Raw genomic sequence first — 19,359 nt, 5'->3', positions numbered from 1 at the left:
AGCGGGCCCTGAGTCAAGGAACTTCTGGTTTTTACTTCTTCTGGCTGTCGGAAGAAATCTGCTGGGCAGGATGCTGCAATGCATTCAACTGGCTGAGCAGGTCATGAATCTTCCGCTGCCGCTCGCGCATCTGGGTAAGCTGTCCGGGGGTCAGCACGTCATGAATCCGGCTGGCGGTCTGGAGGTGCCGTGCCTCCCGCTCTGCGCGCAGGGCAGCCATTTTCTGCTGCACCTGGGCAATCTGGTTCTGATCAAGCGGACCGGGTACGCTCAGCAGGTCCTGTATCTGCTCATGCAGGTTTTCAAATGCCTCCTGCGTATCCTGCGCCTGATCCTGATCATGCGCTTCCTTGAGGATGGTTGTAATCTGGTTGCGCTGTTTGCGGGTAAGGTCCAGCCCGTCAAGCACATTACCGCCCGGACCACCAAAGGTGGAGCCAACGCCCATGCCGCCACCCCAGCCGCCCGGCCCCGCCGCATGCGCCGACAGACCAGAGAGAGAAAGCCCCGCGATCATTGCCGTAGCCAAGATACCGTTGCTGATCTTCATGACCTGAAATACTCCCCTGCAAAAACGGATGCCACTGTATTGACAGTGACCAGAAAAACACCAAAACGCCCCATACGCAAACACCCCCCGCCACCGCGCCTGCGAAGCATGGGAGACCAGCGCTCAGGCCTGATGCATTAACGCTTCAAACCGTGCTGCTGTTTCCAGTTCCATCTGCAGACGGGCAATGCGGTCTGTGACCTCCGTATCCTGCCCCCAGACTGCCATCTGCTGGCGTTCATCCACCGTAGCGCAGGCGACCAGCTCCTCCACCCGCGCGCCACCAAGCAGGGCCAGCCCCAGCACCAGACTCCCCAGCGCCGGAACAGCCACCCCCAGCACGGCAAGCTGCGCGTCTGTCATGGTGCTCATAACCGTGCCGAGAACCCGCAGAGCCTGATCGGACTGATAGATGGGCATGACCCCCATCGTGGTCTGAAACGTAGCACCGTAGGTTTTGTCCAGCCATGCCAGCCACGGGTCCCACAGGGCCGCCTGCTGTTGCGCCAGCTTGCCGCCAGCGCCATCGCGGTAGCAGATCAGATCGCTATTGGCATAAGCCAGCAGGCTTTGCACCACACCGTCCCGCGCCTGCGGGATACGTTCGAGCATGGAGCCCGCCATACCGGTTAACGGCAGGTCATCGGGGGTAAAATAACCCTCCGCGGTTTGCCCGGCAGCCTGCCATTCAGCCACCAACGCTTCGGCCAGTGCGCGCGAGGAGACACACAAAACCGTTTTACCCGGCAGACGTACGCTGCGCCCATCCAGACTGACGGCTAATCCCCCTTCATGCGGGACAAGCTGGACCTGCTTCCAGAACCGTTTGCGACCTGCCGGAATACGCCCGGGCATACCCGTTCCGTTCGCGCTCACCGGAACAGCCCCAGACCATGCAGCATGTTCATGATCTTTTCCTCCCTGCTGGCTTTTTTTGTCACCATAGTCGGGCTTGGGCCATCGGCCCCCTCACGCGCAGCAGCAAGGAGCGCAGCGCAGGAAGGTGCTTCATCCCCCCCACCACCAATGGTAATGCCAACCCGTCCATCCTGTGCGGGGGCCATGCTCACCTGCGGACCGTTCCACGGCCCCGTAACATGCAGGAAGGACGAAGCCGAAGCCCCGCCAAGAAGAACCCGCGGAACCAGTTGCATGTTAAGCTCATGCGTCTCCAGAGTAACCGTTCCCTGCCCGCGCAGATTCAAAAAAGGGCTTCCCAGCCCTACCTGATCAATACGGGCCACACCATTGGCGAACTGCGCGTGCACGCCAAAGCAGCGGACGGGCATCTGCCCCTTGACCGGCACCTGCGGCCCCAGCAACCGGCGCACGAGCGCTCCCCCCACGCTCCCGTCCACCACGGACGCACCAAGGTGCCCGGCAAGGGAACTCCGGCGCGCAACCGCCGCATCCCCTTGGGCAGAGAGTGCACCCACAAGCTGGACCGTGCCCTGCATATCCGGGGCAACCTGCATCCATGCCTGCACAACCGCCAGAGGCAGGAACACCGAACGGGCGGAAGCCTCAACCTGCGCCTGCGGGCCGGACAGGTCATACACAAACCGGGCGACCTGCTGCTGACCATTACCCACGGCATGGATGGGGTCCAGCGCCAGACGGGCCTTGGCAAGCGCCACATGCGTCTGCACCTGCGACCACGTAACACCCTGCCAGCTTACGGCCTGCACCTGCATGTCCGCCGCCAGCACAAGGTTATGCATGACACCGGCAACCGTATGATTTTTGTACAAAAACGCCGTTTTATCGCTTTCAACATGCCCGCTCACCGTAAGCCCGGTGACATCTGGCCATTGCGCGCCAAACGCCAGATGGCCCAGCGTACCCTGCACATCCAGCGCGGAACGGGCAGCACTGAGCGCACCTTTGACCTGCATGGATGACTGCCCCTGCGTAAGCGCCAGATCAACCGGCACCGGAGTCTGATCCTGCATTTGCACAAGCTGCGCCAGAGCGCCCACAGACCCGTTAAGACCAACAGGCTGATTGCCCAGCTGCCCCTCCACATGCAGACTGAGCGGGGCTGCGGGGGTTGGTCCGTCCACAACAGCACGGACAAGAGTAGCCTGCGGCAGCCAGCGCCCCAGGTCCACACGCCCCGTGCGCACATGCAGGCTCTGGACCTGCGGAGCATCCCCACTCCCCGCCACGCTCAGATCAACCGAAAGATTTTGCCCATCGGGCAGGTTCGCATGGGGGAAAAAGGCGTTCAGGTCCTGCAATTGCCCGACCGAGCCGCCTATATGCAGGTTATACACGCGCTCGGCCTGTGGTGCGTTGATCACGCCATCCACATGCGCAAGACCTATGGAATGACCACCATTGTTCAGGCTCAGGCGGAGTTGCAGGGGCAATTGCGCGCCAAGCGGCCAGAACGGACCAGTCTGCCCGGTCAGGCTGAAGCTGGCGGCTCCTTTCTGGCCCTGTATGTCCAGATCGGGGGCAGTGCCATCCAGCCCGCGCAACATGGCCTTGCGCAGCCCGAACGTGCCCGAATACTGGGTAAGCGCATCATCCCACACCACATCCGCCTGCACAATATTCAGGTCGGATGCGCTTACGTTCCAGTGCATACGCACGGCAGAGGCAGGGAGACCCCCCTGCTCCGTGGCAGCGGGGGGGGGCGTAAGCAACCAGTCTGCCCGGCCATCACTCAGGCGGCGCACGGTGATTTTGGGGGCGATTACGCTCACCTCCCGAAACGTAATGCGGTGGGAAAACAGCGGCATGATGGATAACCGCGCCCGCACCTGCTTGACCACCAGAACGTCCGGGCCACCATCCTCCACGCCGGAAAGGCGCACATCCTGCGCTTCCACCCACGGAAAAGGCAGCACCCACACATGCAGTGCGCCAATACTCAGGTGCCGCCCCGTGCTTTGTTCCACCGCGTCACTCAGGCGGGTTTTCAGCCATGTGGCATCCTGCGTTGCGGAAAAAATTGTTCCGCCACCCGCGGCCACAGCCACAACACCCGCAAGCAGGCCAATTTTCCACTTAAACCGCATTGTCATGTTTTCTCCCGCGCGAGGTCGGTTGCCGCTCAGCCACCCTTGCGCGCAGGGGGCGGCGTTGTTCCGGGTGTAAAGCCAAGAGCGCGGAAGGTCTCGCGCATATGCGGCGGGAGCTCAGCGCTCACAACAAGGCGACCCCCCGCAGGGTGCGGCATGTCCAGCTCGCGCGCATGCAGGTGCAACTGGTCCGTAAAGCCGGACGGATGCGCCGTAGCCCCGCCATATTTGGGGTCTCCCAGAATAGGGGTGCCCAGAGATTCGCAATGTACGCGCAACTGGTGTGTACGCCCCGTAAGGGGGGAAAGCCCGAGCCACGAAAACTTGCGGGCTGCCGAATCCAGCACTTCGTACACGGTGCGGGCGGACTGGGCATCCTCGTCCTTGCGGTCGGCGGCAACGGTAATGGCACCCGGCCCGGCACCCAGACGCGCAAGCGGCTGATCGATCTCGCCCGAGAGCGGGTCCGGCCGACCGACCACAACAGCCCAGTATGTTTTTTTAACATCCCGCCCACGGAAGGAGGCCGCAAGCTTGGCAGCCACACCGGGGGTTCTGGCCAGCAGAAGCAGGCCCGATGTATCACGGTCAATCCGGTGGACCAGCCTTGGGCGGGGATCATCGGGGTTTTCACGCAGGCCATCGAGCATCATGTCCACATGGCGGGTAATGCCCGGACCACCCTGCACGGCAAGGCCGGAGGGTTTGTTCAGCACGATCAGGTGCCTGTCCTGATAAACGACCATACGCTGGACTTCGCGCACCAGCTTGTCGTCCAGCGGACGCGGCACATCACGCGCGGGCCGGGCAGCCATGGGAATGGGCGGCACGCGCACGCTCTGCCCCGGCTCCAGCCGGGTGGAGGCATCCACCCGTTTACCCTCAACGCGAATCTGGCCAGTACGGCACAGTTTTTGCAGCGCGCCCTGGGTCAGATGCGGGTAATGACGACGGAAATAACGGTCGAGGCGGATACCGGCCTCGTCCTCGCTCACGGTAAGATTGACAACACTCATGCGCTGATATTCACGACTGGCGCCGTTCCCGCAAGCGGGACCATGCTTCCAGCCTGTGTTTGACCTCCCGTTCGTAGCCTCTATCCGTTGGATTATAAAAGGTCTGGCGGCGCATACCATCGGGGAAATAATTCTGCCCCGAAAAACCTTCCTCCGCATCGTGATCGTATTCGTACCCCTTACCGTAGCCAATATCCTGCATCAGCCGCGTGGGCGCGTTCAGGATATGCGCCGGCGGGATAAGGCTGCCCGTGGCCTTGGCCGCGCGGCGTGCGGCCCCATACGCCTTGTAGGCCGCGTTGGATTTGGGGGCGGTCGCCAGATGCACCACAAGCTGGGCCAGAGCCAGTTCGCCCTCGGGGGAGCCAAGCCGTTCATATGTCTCCCACGCGGCCACGGCCAGTGGCAGGGCGTTGGGGTCGGCCATGCCCACATCCTCGGTGGCAAAGCGGGTCAGGCGGCGGGCCAGATAACGCGGGTCTTCCCCCCCTTCAAGCATCCGCGCAAACCAGTACAGTGCAGCATCGGGGTCCGAGCCACGGAGTGATTTGTGCAGGGCGGAAATAAGGTTGTAGTGCTCCTCCCGGTCCCGGTCATACAGAATGGCCCTTTTCGCCAGCAACCGGGCCAGAGCCTGCGCATCCAGCGGTTTTGTATTTTTCAGGCTCAGGACCTGCTCAACCATGTTCAGCAGATAGCGCCCATCCCCATCGGCCATGGCGCGCAGGGTGGCTCGCCCATCCTCCGTAAGGGGCAGGGGGGAACCTGTCTCTTCCTCCGCGCGGACCAGCAGGGCTTCGAGTGCCGGGTCATCCAGCCGGTTGAGCACCATAACCTGACAGCGCGAGAGCAGCGCCGAGTTCAGGGCAAAGGAAGGGTTCTCTGTTGTGGCACCCACCAGAACCACGGTTCCGTCCTCCACCACGGGCAAAAACCCGTCCTGCTGCGCACGGTTGAAGCGGTGGATCTCATCCACAAACAAAAGTGTGCCCACGCCCCCCGCCGCCAGCCTGCGTGCGGCATCGAACGCTTTTTTCAGGTCCGCCACCCCGGAAAACACGGCCGAAATCTGCATGAACCGCAACCCGGCGGCCTGTGCCAGCAGGCGGGCTATGGTGGTTTTGCCCACACCCGGACCGCCCCACAAAATCAGGCTGGGCAGCGTGCCGCGTTCGAGCATGAGTGTAAGCGTACCCTCCGGCCCCAGCAGGTGCCCCTGCCCCACCACATCGGCCAGACAGGCCGGGCGCAGGCGGTCCGCCAACGGCTGGGTTGGGGCTGGCCTGCCACCCGTGCGCACCGGAGCGGCATCGACACCCTGCGTGGGAGAGGCCCCGCCAAACAGGTCTTCCCCCGTCATGCTGCTCTGTGCCGTGTGGTCATGGCGCTCATACCTTCAGTCTCAAAATCCATCCTGTCCGCCATATAATATCGCCACGCGCGGCCCGTTTTTCCAGTAGCTGCGCAAACCGGCCGCACTGGGCCGATTCCGTTTGGAAAGACGCTATTCTTCAGGCTGAGCAGGCAGGTCGAACATGCTGGCCGGAATATCCGCCCCCGGATGCACATCAAACAGGGTAACGCGGGTCTCGCGGCCCTGTGCATCCAGCACGCTCCATGAGCGCAGAGCCAGCGGAGTTTCATAAAACACCAGTGTCAGGCTACCATCCCCAGGCGATGCCGTGCGCACCAGTTTGACCGCAACCAGCCCGGCTTCGTGGCGGAAGGCCGTTATTATTACCCCATCGGACAGGCTGACATGCGGGGCCAGCAGAAGCCCCAGCGGGGTCCGGTCCATGGGAATGACCGTCGTCTGGTCCAACTGGCTGTCGCGGAACACCACCTTGCCCTGATTAGCCACCAGCAGCAAAGGAGAGGGCGGGTCATAGGCCAGACGCATCTGCCCAGGGCGCTTCATCCACACCGTGCCGGTTGTGCGCTTGCCTTCCGCATCCACCTGCTGGATGCGGGCCTTGAAGGTGAGAGAATGGTTCAGCTCCTGCTCGATTCTGGCAACCCATGCCTTGTCCGCAGCGCTCAACCGCGCGGGTGCCACGGCGCTGGTCGTAGCAGCTTCGGCGCTACCTTCGGCATCCTGCGCATGGGCAGCCCCCGCCAGCAGAAGCAGACCGGCACATAATGGCGCAACAGCACGAAAAACTCTTATCATGAACAGGCATCTCACTTTAGACTGCCAGCTCTTACAGCCAGCCATTACCGCAAGCAAAAAACGCAGATACTCTCAAACCACCAGCAACCCGAGTGCTAACGCCAGCGCAATGGTCAGCCCGATTTTGCGATTGGCGTAAAACTGGGCAAGACACAAAGCCGGTTCAGCCGGGTCAACCGCTACAGCCTGCCGCCAGAACAACACACAGGGCAGCAACAGCGCGGGCCAGAACAGCCCCCCCACACCCGCGAGCACGCCAGCACATGCCAGCAGCACAAGGGTCAACCCATAGCACACACCAATAAAAAGCCGTGCCCGCCCCGCCATAAGGCGCGAGGTGGATTTAACGCCTATCCGGGCATCATCCTCCATGTCCTGAAAGCCGTAAATCGTATCGAACCCAAGCTGCCAGACAATCGTGGCGGCATAAAGGGCGACCTGCGCCCATGCCAGATCCCCCGCAGCCGCCGCGTACCCCATGGGTGCACCAAAACCAAACGTAAACCCCATGACAAGCTGGGGCCACCAGGTAAACCGCTTGGCCAGAGGGTAAAGACCTACCAGCACAAGCGAAGATACTCCCAGCCCCCAGGAGAGGGAGTTAAGCTGCACCAGCACCCCCAGCCCCATGATCAGCAGCAATGCCAGAAAGCCCGTGGCCTGCCGCATGCCCAGCGCGCCAGACGCCAGTGGCCGCCCCGCCGTGCGCGCAACCTGCCGGTCAATATCACGATCCCACATATCATTTACAACACAGCCTGCTGACCGCATGACCAGACTGCCAATGCCAAACAGCACAATCAGCCTGACCCGCTCCATGGGCGCCACGCCCTGAGGGAGCAGAATGCCCCACACACCGGGCAGCCACAAAAGCCATGTCCCCACCGGCCGGTCCAGCCGGGCCAGCAGGGCATAGGCCTGTAAGGAAGGAGGAAGGCGGGCAATCCATCCCGTAACACGGATGTCGGTATGGCTGGGGGAAGCAGACACGATTCTGATAAGGCCTCTGATCAAAAACAACGGGTACCATTGGGCACCCCTTCCTATGCCACAAACTGGTGCGCCCCATAACCTCCCCTTCACCACCTCCTTTGCAAAACAGGGTCTTTCGTGCGTAAACCAGGCCTGTTCCTCCCTCACCCGAGCAGATGCAGGATAAATGACCGGCATGAATGGCCTCTCCCGCCTCCCCCGCCTGTATGTGGACCCCACCCTTGTGCCTACGGCGCAGAAGGGCGCTCCCTGCCTGCTCACCCCCGAGCAGGCCCGCTATCTGGGCACTGTCCTGCGCAAAAAAGTGGGGGAACAGGTGCGTGTATTCCATGCTGGCATGGGTGAATGGCTGGCCAGCATTGCCGAAATCCGCAAGGATCGGGGCGGTTTGGTCCTTGAGCGCCCGCTACGCGCCCCACAACCCTGCCCGCCCCTGCCGCTGGCTTTTGCCCTGCTCAAGCGCGATGCCACCGATCTGGTCCTGCGCATGGGCACCGAACTGGGGGTGAGCGAATTTCTGCCACTTGTCACCGAACGCACCAACACCCATCGCATCAATCCCGAGCGGCTGCATGCCATTGCCGTAGAAGCGGCCGAACAATGCGAAAGGCTGGATATACCGACCATAGCACAGGTGCAGACCCTGCCCGCATTACTGGGGAACTGGCCGCACCAGACAAGCCTGTTTGCCGCAATAGAACGGCTGGACAAGCGCGAGAACACCCTCCATCTCCCCACACGACAGGTGCAGGAGGGAGACGGACTCCTGATCGGGCCGGAAGGCGGGTTAAGCGATAACGAGTGCCAGACCCTGCTCAAGCGCCCCTTTGTTGTCCCGGTTTCCCTTGGTTCGCTGGTGCTGCGGGCCGATACGGCGGTCGTGGCGGGGCTTGCGTTGCTGGGCAATGGCTTGCGCTCTGCCCCGGTTTCATCACAATAAGGCAATTGCTCCTGTCTTGCCCGCGACCGCAAGGCTGTTTTTGGGATACAGAAAACCTCATGTCCAACCCCGGTGCTTCCGACACAACGCCCATCCATTCCATTGCGCAGTTGGCCGAGCTGCTTGCACAGGGCTGCAAACCGCGTGATGCGTGGCGCATAGGCACCGAGCATGAAAAATTCGGCTTTGTGCGCCCAGAAGCGACAAAAGGCGCAGACGCACCCCAGACAGGCAGCGCAGTCTATGCCACGCCCCCCTATGCCCCACAGGGTATTGAAACCCTGCTGCGCAACCTCCACAAATCCGAACCCGATGACTGGACCTCCGTGCTGGATGATGGACACATTATCGGGCTCAAAGGTCAGGGAGAAGCTGCGGGAGCAGCCATATCGCTCGAACCGGCCGGGCAGTTTGAACTCTCCGGCGCCCCCTTGCGCACCCTGCATGACACGGCGGAGGAACTGAGCAACCACTTTGATGCCGTGCGCCCGCTGGCGCGCAAGCTGGGGCTTGGCTTTGCGCCTCTGGGCTTCCACCCCACCGCCACCCGCGCCGAACAGCCATGGATGCCCAAAACCCGCTACGGCATCATGCGCGACTACATGCCCAGGGTCGGCACCATGGGACTGGACATGATGCAGCGCACCTGCACCGTACAGGTCAATCTGGATTTTGGCTCCGAGCAGGACATGGTGCGCAAGATGCAGGTTTCCATGGCGTTGCAACCTGTGGCCACGGCGCTGTTCGCCAACTCTCCTTTTGTGGAGGGCAAGCCCAACAACTTCCTCTCCAACCGCGCACGCGCATGGACCGATACGGACAATGCCCGCTCAGGCATGCCCGCATGCGTGTTTGAAAAAGACTTTGGCTTTGAACGCTATGTGGAATGGGCGCTGGACGTACCCATGTACTTCATCATGCGTGAGGGCCGGATGCACAATGTGGCTGGCCGCTCCTTCCGCGCATGGATGAACGGCGAGCGGCAGGATGGGCTGGAAGGCTTTACCCCCACGCTGGGCGATTTTGAAGACCACCTGACAACCGCCTTCCCCGATGTGCGGCTCAAGCAGTTTCTGGAAATGCGCGGGGCCGATGCTGGCACGCCCGAAATGATGATGGCCCTGCCCGCCCTGTGGACCGGCCTGCTGTATGATGATTCAGCACTCGAAGCGGCATGGGAACTGGTGCGCGCCCGCCCGTGGGAAGACTACGTAAAGCTGCGCGAACTGGTCCCCATGATGGGGCTGGACACGCCATGGGGCGAAGGCACGGTGCGTGATCTTGCTGCCCATATGCTCTCCATCTCCATGGATGGCCTGCAAAACCGGGACATGGTGGACGAACAGAGCCAGACGAGCGAATGGGTGTATCTGGCCCCGCTCACGGCCCTTGCCGCAGGCGCGCCCACACAGGCCGAACACTGGCTGGAACGCTATTACGGCCCGTGGATGGGCGATGCCTCACGCATTTTTCTTGAAAGCGAAATCTGATTACAGGACGGACAGAAGGCATTGTTCCAGCCGGGCAGACTGGACCGATGCTCTAAGATGCTCCTGCGCCACCGCGCGGGCAGCCTGCCCCATGCCCGGACGCACGCCCGCTTCCAGAACATGGGCCAGTGCCTGCGCCAGTGCCGGTGCATCCCCCGCAGGCACAACCAGCCCCCCCTCGCCAAGCAGGGCTGCCTCCAGCCCGGCCTCGCTGGAGGCTACAACGGGCACACCACACATCATGGCTTCCGCCGCCACACTGGGCAGACCCTCCCGGTCCCCCCCCGCGGCACGCACACTGGGCACAACCAGCGCCACTGCATGTTCAAGCTGCTGGCGGAGCTGACCGGCACTTAACCAGCCCGCAAAACGGATATGCTCAAGCCCTGCGGCATACTGCTCCATGGCCGCACGCATTGGCCCGTCACCTGCCAGCACCACAGGCGGGGTTATCCCCTGTTCAGCCAGAATACGCAGGGCGTCAAGCAGAACAGGCAGCCCTTTTTTTTCCACAAACCGTCCGGCAAATACCAAACGGTCAAACGGCCCTCTGGCAGGTGCTGCATCTTCGGTGCCAATATTCAGCACCTCCAGCTTGTGGGCGGGTACACCACGCTCAAGCAGTCTGTTGCGCACCCCGTCAGACACGCACACGAACAGGGTACTGTAATCCAGCAGACCTTGCCACCGGCGCTGAAAAATAGACGGCGGAAAGCGCCATGCGTAATGCCTGTTCTTAAAGGCATCGCCTCCGTGGAATGTCACCACCAGAGGCAGGCCCAACTGCCGGGCAACAGGCAGGGCCAATGCGCCCCCCCGGCCAAACTGGGCATGCACCACAATGGGGGCCAGATCGGCCACAGCATGACCGGCCCCCCAGCCCAGTTGTTTAAATGCCAGCCGCCGCATCCCCCCCAATGCATGGCCTTCGCCAATAATACGCACAGAGGTGTCCATATCCGCCGGAGGGTGATCACGGTGGCAGCCGACCCAGTGCGGTCGCAGATGGCTGAAAGCCATATACTGCCTGCGCATGAAGGCATGTTCGGAAGCTGGCAAAAGCCGGTCCCTGTACACAAGGCAGGTTTTCATAGAGCCCTCTCCCGAGCTGTGCCCGCACAATGGTGCATTACGCAGAACGCCCACCCAGCAGACGACTGGCGCTGAGAAGTGTTGCAAACAGAGCCACACACCCTGCGACCAGCAGGCATTCACTGTTGGCGGCATCAGCCCGGAAGGTGAAAAAAGCAGCAACTCCCATAGCCCCAACGGTCTGCCCGGCCTGGCGGGCCACCTGCACCATGCCACTGGCACCACCAGCCCTGTGCAGGGGAGCCGCGACCATCATCGCCCGGTTGTTGGGTGGCTGGAAGCAGCCAAACCCCCACCCGGCAAGAGCCGTACGCCAGGCAATATCCCATAGCGCAGGGTGGACGGGCAGTTGCCAGAGCAGAAAAAACCCCAAAGCCGTCAGCCCCAGCCCGATGGAGGACAGGACCCCGGCCGAAATACGGTCTGCCACCCGGCGGATAACGGGGGCCGAGAGCATGATGCCAATAGGCCAGGGTGTTATGAGCAGGCCGGTCTGGGCAGAGCTGAGGCCCAGCGCATCATGCAAGGTAAAAGGCATGGAAACGATATAAAAATTGGACGCAATAAACCCGCAGAACCCGGTCGTGAACGCCACGGCAAAATCGGGGCGGCGCAAAAGGTCAACCGGCAGGATCGGCTGGGTCAGCCCCATCTCGCGCCGGACCAGCCACGCACCGGCCATAAACCCGCACAGCAGCAGGAGCAAAGAGCCAGCCCGGCTCTGGGCGTGGACCAGACCATCGCCCCCCATAATGCAGGCTCCAAAGGCCACAACACACAGCAGGCTTCCGGTAATATCGGGCATATGCAGCGCACGCGGCGTGTTGGGTAGGGCGTAAAACGCCATACCAAGGGCCGCCGCACCCAACGGCAGATTGATCCAGAACAGCCACGGCCATGATGCAAAGGTAAGGATACCCGCAGCAGCCGTTGGCCCCAGAGCCACCCCCAGAGCCACAACCAGTCCGTTAAGCGCCATACCGCGTCCGATTTCCGCCGAAGGGTAAATAAAGCGCACCAGAGCAATATTCACGCTTGTAATGCAGGCACCTCCTATACCCTGCAACACCCGCGCACCGGCCAGTACCGGCAGACTGGTTGCCATGGCGCACAGGAGGGAAGCCACCATAAAAAGCAGAATACCCGCCCGGCACAACCGTGCAAACCCCACCCGGCTGCCAAGAGCTGCCAGCGGAAGCAGGGAGACCAGACTGGCCATCTGGTAGGCATTGACAATCCAGATGGAGGAGGAAGAAGACGCCCTGAGGTCACGCGCAATATCTGGCAGGGCCACATTGGCGATGGCGTAATCGAGCAGCGCCAGAAAAACCGACAGGGCAACCGCCAGCATGGCCCAGTTTCTGGCCGGGCCATGCAAACCATCGGAGGGAGGTGGCTGGCTGGGCATGGTCTGCTGGGGGGGCGTCATGCTGGTTCTGGCTCCTTACTGGGGCAGCACACTGCCTGTGGCAGAACTGTCAGCCCATGACAAAGCCGCAGCAGATACCCTTTTTGCGCATTACCTGACCCGCTCGGGTCAGGTATTTGCGTATGGATTTTTGGTACCGCGCATTTGCAGCCGGATAGGCACACCGGGCATATCAAACGCTTCACGCAGGCCATTGACCAGATACCGCTTGTAATCATCGGGCATCTGCTCGGCTCTTGTACCAAAAACAACAAAAGTTGGCGGGCGGGACTTAACCTGCGTCATGTAACGCAGCTTGAGCCGCCTGCCCTCCACCAGAGGAGGCTGGTGGCGTTCAAGCATTTCCTCAAACCAGCGGTTCAGCGCACCTGTTGGAACGCGGGCATTCCATACGGTCCAGGCCTCGCGCACGGCGGGGAGCAGCTTCTGCACCGCCGAACCGGTCAGGGCGGAAAAAGTGACAACCGGCACACCACGCATCTGGGCAAGAGAAATGCTCAGCCGGTCCAGAATGGCCTTGCGCGTAGCCGTACGGTCTTCCACCGCGTCCCACTTATTCAGGGCGAGCACACAGGCACGTCCTTCACGCTCGATCAGGCGGGCAATCTGAAGGTCCTGCTCATGCACTCCAAGGGTTGCATCCAGCACCAGCACAGCCACTTCCGCCATTTTCAGGGCTTCAATGGAGGCCGAGACGGACATTTTTTCCAAGGCTTCATCAATACGGGCTTTTTTACGCAGACCAGCCGTATCAACAATCTCGAACGTATCGTCCCCGTCCCGCAGGGTTACGGCAATGGAATCGCGCGTAAGGCCCGGTTCGGGGCCGGTAATCATCCGCTCTTCACCCAGCAGCGTGTTCAGCAGCGTGGACTTGCCCGCGTTAGGCCGCCCGACAATGGCAACCTTGAGCGGACCTTTGGGCCGGATGTCCTCCTCCCCCTCTTCAGGCAGGTCGGGTTCGGGAGCCCACTCGTCCTCTTCCTCCTCCACCTTGTCTGCGGGCAGGCGTTCGGCAATTTCCCACATCAGGTCGGTCACGCCTTCGCCATGTTCGGCGGACAGGCCCAGCGGATCACCCAGACCCAGCGCATAGGCTTCCAGCGCGGCTGCCGTACCCTGCCGCCCTTCCGCCTTGTTGGCAATCAGCAGCACAGGCCTGTTCTGGCGGCGTACCCATTGGGCAAAATGCTCGTCAGCAGGGGTAATACCCGCGCGTGCATCTATGCAGAACAGAATAAGGTCTGCTTCCTGCACCGCACTTTCGGATGAGGCACGCATGCGACCGAACAGCGTGTCTGGTGCGGCTTCTTCCAGCCCGGCGGTATCAATCAGGCGTATGTGACGACCACGGACAAGGGCAACCCCTTCCTTACGGTCACGGGTAACGCCGGGAGTATCGGCCACCAGTGCCTGCCTGCGCCCCACAAGGCGGTTGAACAGGGTGGATTTGCCCACATTGGGGCGCCCGGCAATAACAACAACCGGCAGATCCCCCGTCGGTATCGGCGGAAGGGGGCGCATGGACTTGCGACGTTCAACCATAGGAGATCAGGTTTCCGTCATTAGTTACGATAAGCATTTGATTGTCCACAACAATAGGAGGCACGAAGGAGATGGCCTCCATGGCATCGATAGAGATAATTGCGCCGGTTACCGGGTTAATGCGGATCATGCCATTTTCTGGCAGAGTGCTCAGGCACACAAGCTGGCCACCCGCCATAATGGGGCCAAACCATGTAACAATATCCTTGCTTTCCTTGATCTTGCGGAAGCGGCGGAGCTGGGTAATCCAGCGCACATGGCCCGAAAGGCGGTCAATACAGGCGATCTGCTGGTCGAGGGAGACAACATACAGCCATTCCCCCACGCACAGAATGCTGTTCTGGCTGGCAACGGAACGCTCCCACACACGGCGGCCAGTGCGGATATCCACCGCGGCCAGCACCTGCGCCATGCTGATCGCATAAACAACGCTGCCCACAATAACCGGCAGGCCGCGTACGCAGTTCAGGTTGAGCGTGCTGGCCTGTGCGCCAACATTGCCAAGCATTTCGCTCCACACGACCTCACCACTTTCGGCGCGGAAGGCAATCAGGTCGCCCCCACCAAAGCCTGCCACCACAACGCCATTGGCGTAAGCGGGAGCAGCCTGGCCAAACACCGTAGTTTCGGCCGTTGTGGCGGCATATGTCCAGATCTGGTGGCCGGTTGCGGCATCGAGCGCAAAAAACCGCTCGTCAATCGTGCCAAAATAGACCCGCCCTTCGGCAATGGTCGGGGCGGAGCGGCCGGGCGTCCCCACATCGGTGCGCCACTTGACCTTGCCTGTTGCGGCATAAACGGCCACAGCCTGCGAAATGCCGTCCACAATATACAGCACATCCCCCTCAACCCCGATGCCGCCACCGATATTGCTGGAGCGCGACTGCTTGGGCCGCGGGTTAAAGGTCCACACATGCCGCATGGCAGGCCACGCAAAGGCACGGATAACGCCCTGTGCATCCATAACAAACAGCCGACCGTTATGGATAACAGGCGGGCAGGCCAGCATACCCCGCCCAAGCGAACCAAGAGCGGCCCACGCCATAAGGTCCGGCTCGGAAATACCTGCACCGATGCTATGCTTCCAACGGCGATGGAGCCCGCCCCACGCATAGTTGCTGCCCGTATGTTCGGGCACACGGCCACTGATCGGCCATTCAGAAACCGTAACAGGCGCAGGCAGCGTAATGACCGTACGGTCTTCCTTATCCACCATCAGCCCAGCCCCCGATGACAGGACATCCGTACGATGCCCTGCCAGCAGGGGTTTGTTATCGTCATCACCACAAGCGGCCAGTGTGGGGGCCAGAGCGACCCCGGCCAGCAGGCTCCTGCGGGTCAGGCCGGAGCGGGCTGCGCCGCCCGTATATGTTTTGCTGCTCATGGTTTTATCCTGCTGACGGATCAAGGGCCTGCATCATGCCCTGTGCGCGGTTGCGTACACCTGCTGGTGTTTCGGCCGAGTCCACAAGGGCAGACAGTTTTTGACGGGCATCATCCTTATGCCCTTCACGCACATCCAGAACAGCCAGCGCCTCCACGGCAAGGCCATTCCAGGCCTTACCTTGCCCGGCCAGCAGGGAAAGGCGCGAGCGCAGGGTAGGAATATCACCCGTATCAAGCTGATGCTGGCACCACAACAGGGTTGCAATGCTGCGCAGGGCCGGGTCGGCTGCGGGGTTGTCCTGCACGGCGTTCCATGCGGCCAGTGCAGCGGGGACATCACCCCGGGCGGCCTGCACTGCGGCTTCCTGCATCCGGGCCAGCGTTGCCACACCCTGATCACCCGACGTTGCCAGCTTCTGCAGGGCGTCCAGACCGCTCTGCGCCTTGCCAACAAGGGGTACGGGGCTGCTGCCCACCTGATCTGGCAGGTGATCAGTCTGGCGCAAGGCGACCAGATACGTGCCTGTCGCCGCCTGATCCAGAGCCTTGTGCTGTGCAAGCTTCCACGACCACAGGCCCGCACCGGCCACAACGGCCACCGCCGCAGCAACAGCCACACCGGCATAACGCCGGGCGACCGCACGCATGCGTTCAGCCTTCAGCTCTTCGTCAACTTCCCGGTAAATATCCTCTGCCACGATCCGGCCCGTTCCTGTTCCTGCCAATACATGCCTGTCCGTATTATGGCATATCTGCCCCAGCCGGACGCATCATACAAGGCGCAGCGTGTTTGTTATGCACCTGTTTACGGCCTTACGACCAAACAGGCGGCACGGCAAAAACCCCAAAGGGCCTAGTGCGCTGCTTTCTGCAACCTGGCACCCCCCACCTTGAGTGCAGATGTCAGCTGGGTAAAATTGGCCCCTATACGCTGCTGCACGGCGGTGCTGCCATCATGAATATAAGCAATTTTTTCCCGCGCTTCGTTGCTGATTGCGGTTTCTTCCTTCACCGCAATCCTGGAGACACAGGCATTATAGGTGCGGGCGGCTTTTTCATAAGCACTGACCCTGTCCACGCTGACATTATATTTTTCCACGCTGGAGACATCAACCACGGGGGCCTGAGGCTCCGCACCACAGGTGGAGGGCGCCCAGGCCCGCTCCGCCGCATGGGCAGGAGCACATGCGACCATCGCCACCAGCCCCCCGATGGAAGCCAGTAAAAAACCTTTCTGCAACATTGCCAAAATACCTTTATTGCCCGGACAGTGGACCATCAGGCAGGCGGCCTGCTCCATCCGGGCGGGCCAGCCTGCGCTGTAACGCTCCATCTTCTGGCATATGCCGCGCAAATGTCCATATCTGCTCTGCTTGGAAAAGACACGAAGAAACAGTATAGCCTGATGGCATGCGCATTCTTTTTATTACGGCCACCCGTCTGGGGGATGCGGTACTTTCCACCGGCATCCTCAACACACTTCTACAGCAATGGCCCGATGCGCGCATAACCGTTGCCTGCGGGCCTGTTGCGGCCGGGCTGTTCAGCCACATGCCCGGACTCGAGCGGGTTCTGGTCATGCACAAACGCCGCTACGACCTGCACTGGCTGGATCTGTGGAAAGCCTGCGCCCCCATCCGGTGGGACATGACCGTGGACCTGCGCGGCTCGGTCATCAGCTTTGTCCTGCGCTCCGGGCGGCGGTTTGTCATGCGGGGGGGACGCAGGCCCGGCAGGCGGGTTGGACATCTGGGCGCTCTGCTCGGCCTTTCCCCCGCCCCGCACCCTACGGTGTGGCTCAACAATGCGGACCATCAGGCCGCCGCGCAGATGATACCGCCACACACGCCTGATGCGCCGGTGATTGCCCTTGGCCCTACAGCCAACTGGCACGGCAAAGTCTGGCCGACCGGGCATTACCTCCCTCTGTGGCAGCGGCTTGCTGCCACCTACCCCCATGCCCGCCCTGCCATTTTTTATGGTCCCGGCCCGCAGGAGGCAGAACTGGCCAGCTCCGTGCTGCATGACCTGCCCCACGCCATAGACGCCGGAGGACGGTTTACCCTGACCGAAACCGCCGCCATGCTGGCCCGTTGTGCTTTGTATATCGGCAACGATTCCGGGTTAATGCATCTGGCTGCGGCGGCGGGCACACCCACACTGGGGCTGTTTGGCCCCTCCCGCGCATCGGAATATGCCCCCACCGGGGCCATTACGCGCTGGGTGGAGGCACCAGGGCCGGAGGGACACGCCCCTATTGCCGGGTTAAGTGTGGAGTGCGTAGCCCATGCGGCCCTGACACTCCTGCGTCATGGCCGGACATGAGCAGCCTGCCTATGGCTCCACTGCCCCACCCGGTCTAAAGTCTGCGCCTGCGGCCTGCATCCTTGCAAAAAAGGACAACACACCATGCCATTGCCTGCCCCACCCCACATCACCCGGCTTGAGGGCCGCACCATCCTCAAACTTTCCGGCGCGGACCGTGTGCGGTTTTTGCAAGGTCTGGTCACGGCGGATATTGCAGCCCTGCAACCAGCACAGGCGGTATGGGCCGCATGCCTGACCCCACAGGGCCGCTGGCAGGCAGATTTTTTTGCCCTGTCCGACCCCGATGATACCTGCCTGCTGCTGGACTGCGCCACCGAACAGGCCGAGGCCCTGCGCATGCAGCTCATGCGCTTCCGGCTCCGTTCGGATGTGCAGATGGAACTGACCGCTCTCCCCGTTTATGCCGCATGGGGTAACAGGCCCGAAGCTGCCTTGCTGGAAAACGCAATAAGCGTTGCAGACCCCAGACTGCCCAACGCAGGCTGGCGGCTGATAGATCCGCCCGCCAGCACGGAACAGACCGCCACCCAACTGGACTATGACCTGCACCGCCTGACCCTCGGCCTGCCCGATGGCATACAGGACTGCGAACCCGGCCGCACACTGGCAGCAGAAGCCAACATGGACCTGCTTGGCGGCATTGCCTGGAAAAAAGGGTGCTACATGGGGCAGGAAGTCACAGCCCGCATGCACTACCGCACGCTACTCAAGCGCCGCCTTGTACCCATTGCCGCCACAGCGCCCCTGCCCGCCCCCGGCACACCCGTCCTGCATAACGGGCAGGAGGTTGGTACCCTGCGCTCCTCGCGCGATCATGTCGGGCTGGCACTGCTCAAGGTGGACATGGTCGACAAACCCCTGACCTGCCTTGACCATAACGTGATTGCCCGCCCTCCCGCGTGGCTGCTACCAGCCCTTGGCACGCCACCAGAACCCTCCGCCACCACACCGGACAAACCATGACCTACACCGCACCTGACGCCACAGTGCTTGATGCAATGCTCAGCACAATCAAATACGATGCTTCCGGCCTGATTGCCGCCATTGCCCAGCAGCATGATACGGGCGAAGTGCTGATGATTGCATGGATGAACGCCGAAGCCCTGCGTGAAACACTGCTGAACGGGCGCGTCTGCTACTACTCGCGCAGCCGCAAAAAGCTGTGGCGCAAGGGGGAGACATCCGGCCAGATCCAGCATCTGCACGAAGCCCGGCTGGATTGTGATGCAGACGCCGTTCTACTTCTGGTCAACCAGATTGGCGTTGCCTGCCATACCGGTCGCAGAAGCTGCTTTTACCGCGCATTCTCCCCCACCGGGCTGCTGGAACTGACCAAGCCTGAAACTGACCCCGCCGAGCTTTATAAAACCCACGACCACACGCACGCCTGA

18 protein-coding genes are annotated in these 19,359 nt (G+C 61.8%); 5 read left to right on the top strand and 13 right to left on the bottom strand.

Annotated features, from left to right (window positions below; translation table 11 throughout):
* Window positions 1–31: 31 nt before the first annotated feature.
* The 7 genes from PY793_RS05060 to ubiA form a co-directional block, all read right to left on the bottom strand.
* A complete protein-coding gene (locus PY793_RS05060; RefSeq protein ID WP_275177008.1) occupies window positions 32–550 on the bottom strand; it encodes a Spy/CpxP family protein refolding chaperone in 519 nt (172 codons plus the stop codon).
* Between the two features lie 123 nt (window positions 551–673).
* Window positions 674–1,405, bottom strand: a complete 732-nt coding sequence (locus tag PY793_RS05055; RefSeq protein ID WP_275177115.1) for an ATP12 family chaperone protein — start codon at window positions 1,403–1,405, stop codon at window positions 674–676.
* 17 nt (window positions 1,406–1,422) lie between these two features.
* Window positions 1,423–3,582 carry an AsmA family protein gene (locus PY793_RS05050; RefSeq protein WP_275177007.1) on the bottom strand — a complete coding sequence of 720 codons (2,160 nt, stop codon included), beginning with the start codon at window positions 3,580–3,582 and terminating at the stop codon, window positions 1,423–1,425.
* A gap of 29 nt (window positions 3,583–3,611) precedes the next feature.
* A complete protein-coding gene (locus tag PY793_RS05045) occupies window positions 3,612–4,595 on the bottom strand; it encodes an RluA family pseudouridine synthase (RefSeq protein WP_275177006.1) in 984 nt (327 codons plus the stop codon).
* Between the two features lie 10 nt (window positions 4,596–4,605).
* Entirely contained in the window at window positions 4,606–5,955 is a 1,350-nt protein-coding gene (locus PY793_RS05040) for a replication-associated recombination protein A (RefSeq protein WP_275177005.1), read from the bottom strand.
* 144 nt (window positions 5,956–6,099) lie between these two features.
* Window positions 6,100–6,765 carry a LolA family protein gene (locus PY793_RS05035; RefSeq protein WP_275177004.1) on the bottom strand — a complete coding sequence of 222 codons (666 nt, stop codon included), beginning with the start codon at window positions 6,763–6,765 and terminating at the stop codon, window positions 6,100–6,102.
* Between the two features lie 72 nt (window positions 6,766–6,837).
* The gene (ubiA, locus tag PY793_RS05030) at window positions 6,838–7,755 is read right to left on the bottom strand and encodes a 4-hydroxybenzoate octaprenyltransferase (protein ID WP_275177003.1); all 918 of its coding nucleotides are present in this window, start codon (window positions 7,753–7,755) and stop codon (window positions 6,838–6,840) included.
* Between the two features lie 178 nt (window positions 7,756–7,933).
* Here ubiA and PY793_RS05025 point away from each other — a divergent pair, with 178 nt between their 5' ends.
* Both PY793_RS05025 and PY793_RS05020 read left to right on the top strand, forming a co-directional pair.
* Window positions 7,934–8,698, top strand: a complete 765-nt coding sequence (locus tag PY793_RS05025) for a 16S rRNA (uracil(1498)-N(3))-methyltransferase (RefSeq protein WP_275177002.1) — start codon at window positions 7,934–7,936, stop codon at window positions 8,696–8,698.
* A gap of 59 nt (window positions 8,699–8,757) precedes the next feature.
* Window positions 8,758–10,188: a glutamate--cysteine ligase gene (locus PY793_RS05020; protein ID WP_275177001.1), complete on the top strand. Its 1,431-nt coding sequence runs from the start codon at window positions 8,758–8,760 to the stop codon at window positions 10,186–10,188.
* Here the strand turns inward: PY793_RS05020 and PY793_RS05015 are convergent, their stop codons facing one another.
* From PY793_RS05015 to PY793_RS04990, 6 genes are all read right to left on the bottom strand, one after another.
* Window positions 10,189–11,280, bottom strand: a complete 1,092-nt coding sequence (locus PY793_RS05015; protein ID WP_275177000.1) for a glycosyltransferase — start codon at window positions 11,278–11,280, stop codon at window positions 10,189–10,191.
* 37 nt (window positions 11,281–11,317) lie between these two features.
* Window positions 11,318–12,709 (bottom strand): MFS transporter, encoded by a 1,392-nt coding sequence (locus tag PY793_RS05010; RefSeq protein WP_275176999.1) that lies wholly within the window; start codon window positions 12,707–12,709, stop codon window positions 11,318–11,320.
* A 108-nt stretch (window positions 12,710–12,817) separates the two neighbouring features.
* On the bottom strand, window positions 12,818–14,233 hold the full coding sequence (gene der / locus PY793_RS05005) for a ribosome biogenesis GTPase Der (RefSeq protein ID WP_275177114.1): 1,416 nt from the start codon (window positions 14,231–14,233) through the stop codon (window positions 12,818–12,820).
* 13 nt (window positions 14,234–14,246) lie between these two features.
* Window positions 14,247–15,638 carry a PQQ-like beta-propeller repeat protein gene (locus tag PY793_RS05000; protein ID WP_275176998.1) on the bottom strand — a complete coding sequence of 464 codons (1,392 nt, stop codon included), beginning with the start codon at window positions 15,636–15,638 and terminating at the stop codon, window positions 14,247–14,249.
* Window positions 15,639–15,642: 4 nt separating this feature from the next.
* Window positions 15,643–16,338: a hypothetical protein gene (locus PY793_RS04995; RefSeq protein ID WP_275176997.1), complete on the bottom strand. Its 696-nt coding sequence runs from the start codon at window positions 16,336–16,338 to the stop codon at window positions 15,643–15,645.
* Window positions 16,339–16,493: 155 nt separating this feature from the next.
* Window positions 16,494–16,883 (bottom strand): hypothetical protein, encoded by a 390-nt coding sequence (locus PY793_RS04990; RefSeq protein ID WP_275177113.1) that lies wholly within the window; start codon window positions 16,881–16,883, stop codon window positions 16,494–16,496.
* Between the two features lie 167 nt (window positions 16,884–17,050).
* On the opposite strand from PY793_RS04990, the gene PY793_RS04985 reads away from it, so the two are divergent.
* The 3 genes from PY793_RS04985 (at window position 17,051) to hisI (ending at window position 19,359) form a co-directional block, all read left to right on the top strand.
* The gene (locus PY793_RS04985) at window positions 17,051–17,965 is read left to right on the top strand and encodes a glycosyltransferase family 9 protein (RefSeq protein WP_275176996.1); all 915 of its coding nucleotides are present in this window, start codon (window positions 17,051–17,053) and stop codon (window positions 17,963–17,965) included.
* A 90-nt stretch (window positions 17,966–18,055) separates the two neighbouring features.
* Window positions 18,056–18,931 (top strand): CAF17-like 4Fe-4S cluster assembly/insertion protein YgfZ, encoded by an 876-nt coding sequence (gene ygfZ, locus PY793_RS04980; protein ID WP_342803913.1) that lies wholly within the window; start codon window positions 18,056–18,058, stop codon window positions 18,929–18,931.
* Window positions 18,928–19,359 carry a phosphoribosyl-AMP cyclohydrolase gene (gene hisI / locus PY793_RS04975; RefSeq protein ID WP_275176994.1) on the top strand — a complete coding sequence of 144 codons (432 nt, stop codon included), beginning with the start codon at window positions 18,928–18,930 and terminating at the stop codon, window positions 19,357–19,359. Before ygfZ ends, hisI begins: the two co-directional genes overlap by 4 nt.

This window comes from Acetobacter fabarum (assembly GCF_029069195.1).
Classification (GTDB): Bacteria; Pseudomonadota; Alphaproteobacteria; order Acetobacterales; family Acetobacteraceae; genus Acetobacter; species Acetobacter fabarum_A.
Note: the sequence above shows the minus strand (reverse complement) of the source record. Positions and strands in the feature narration are given on the sequence as shown.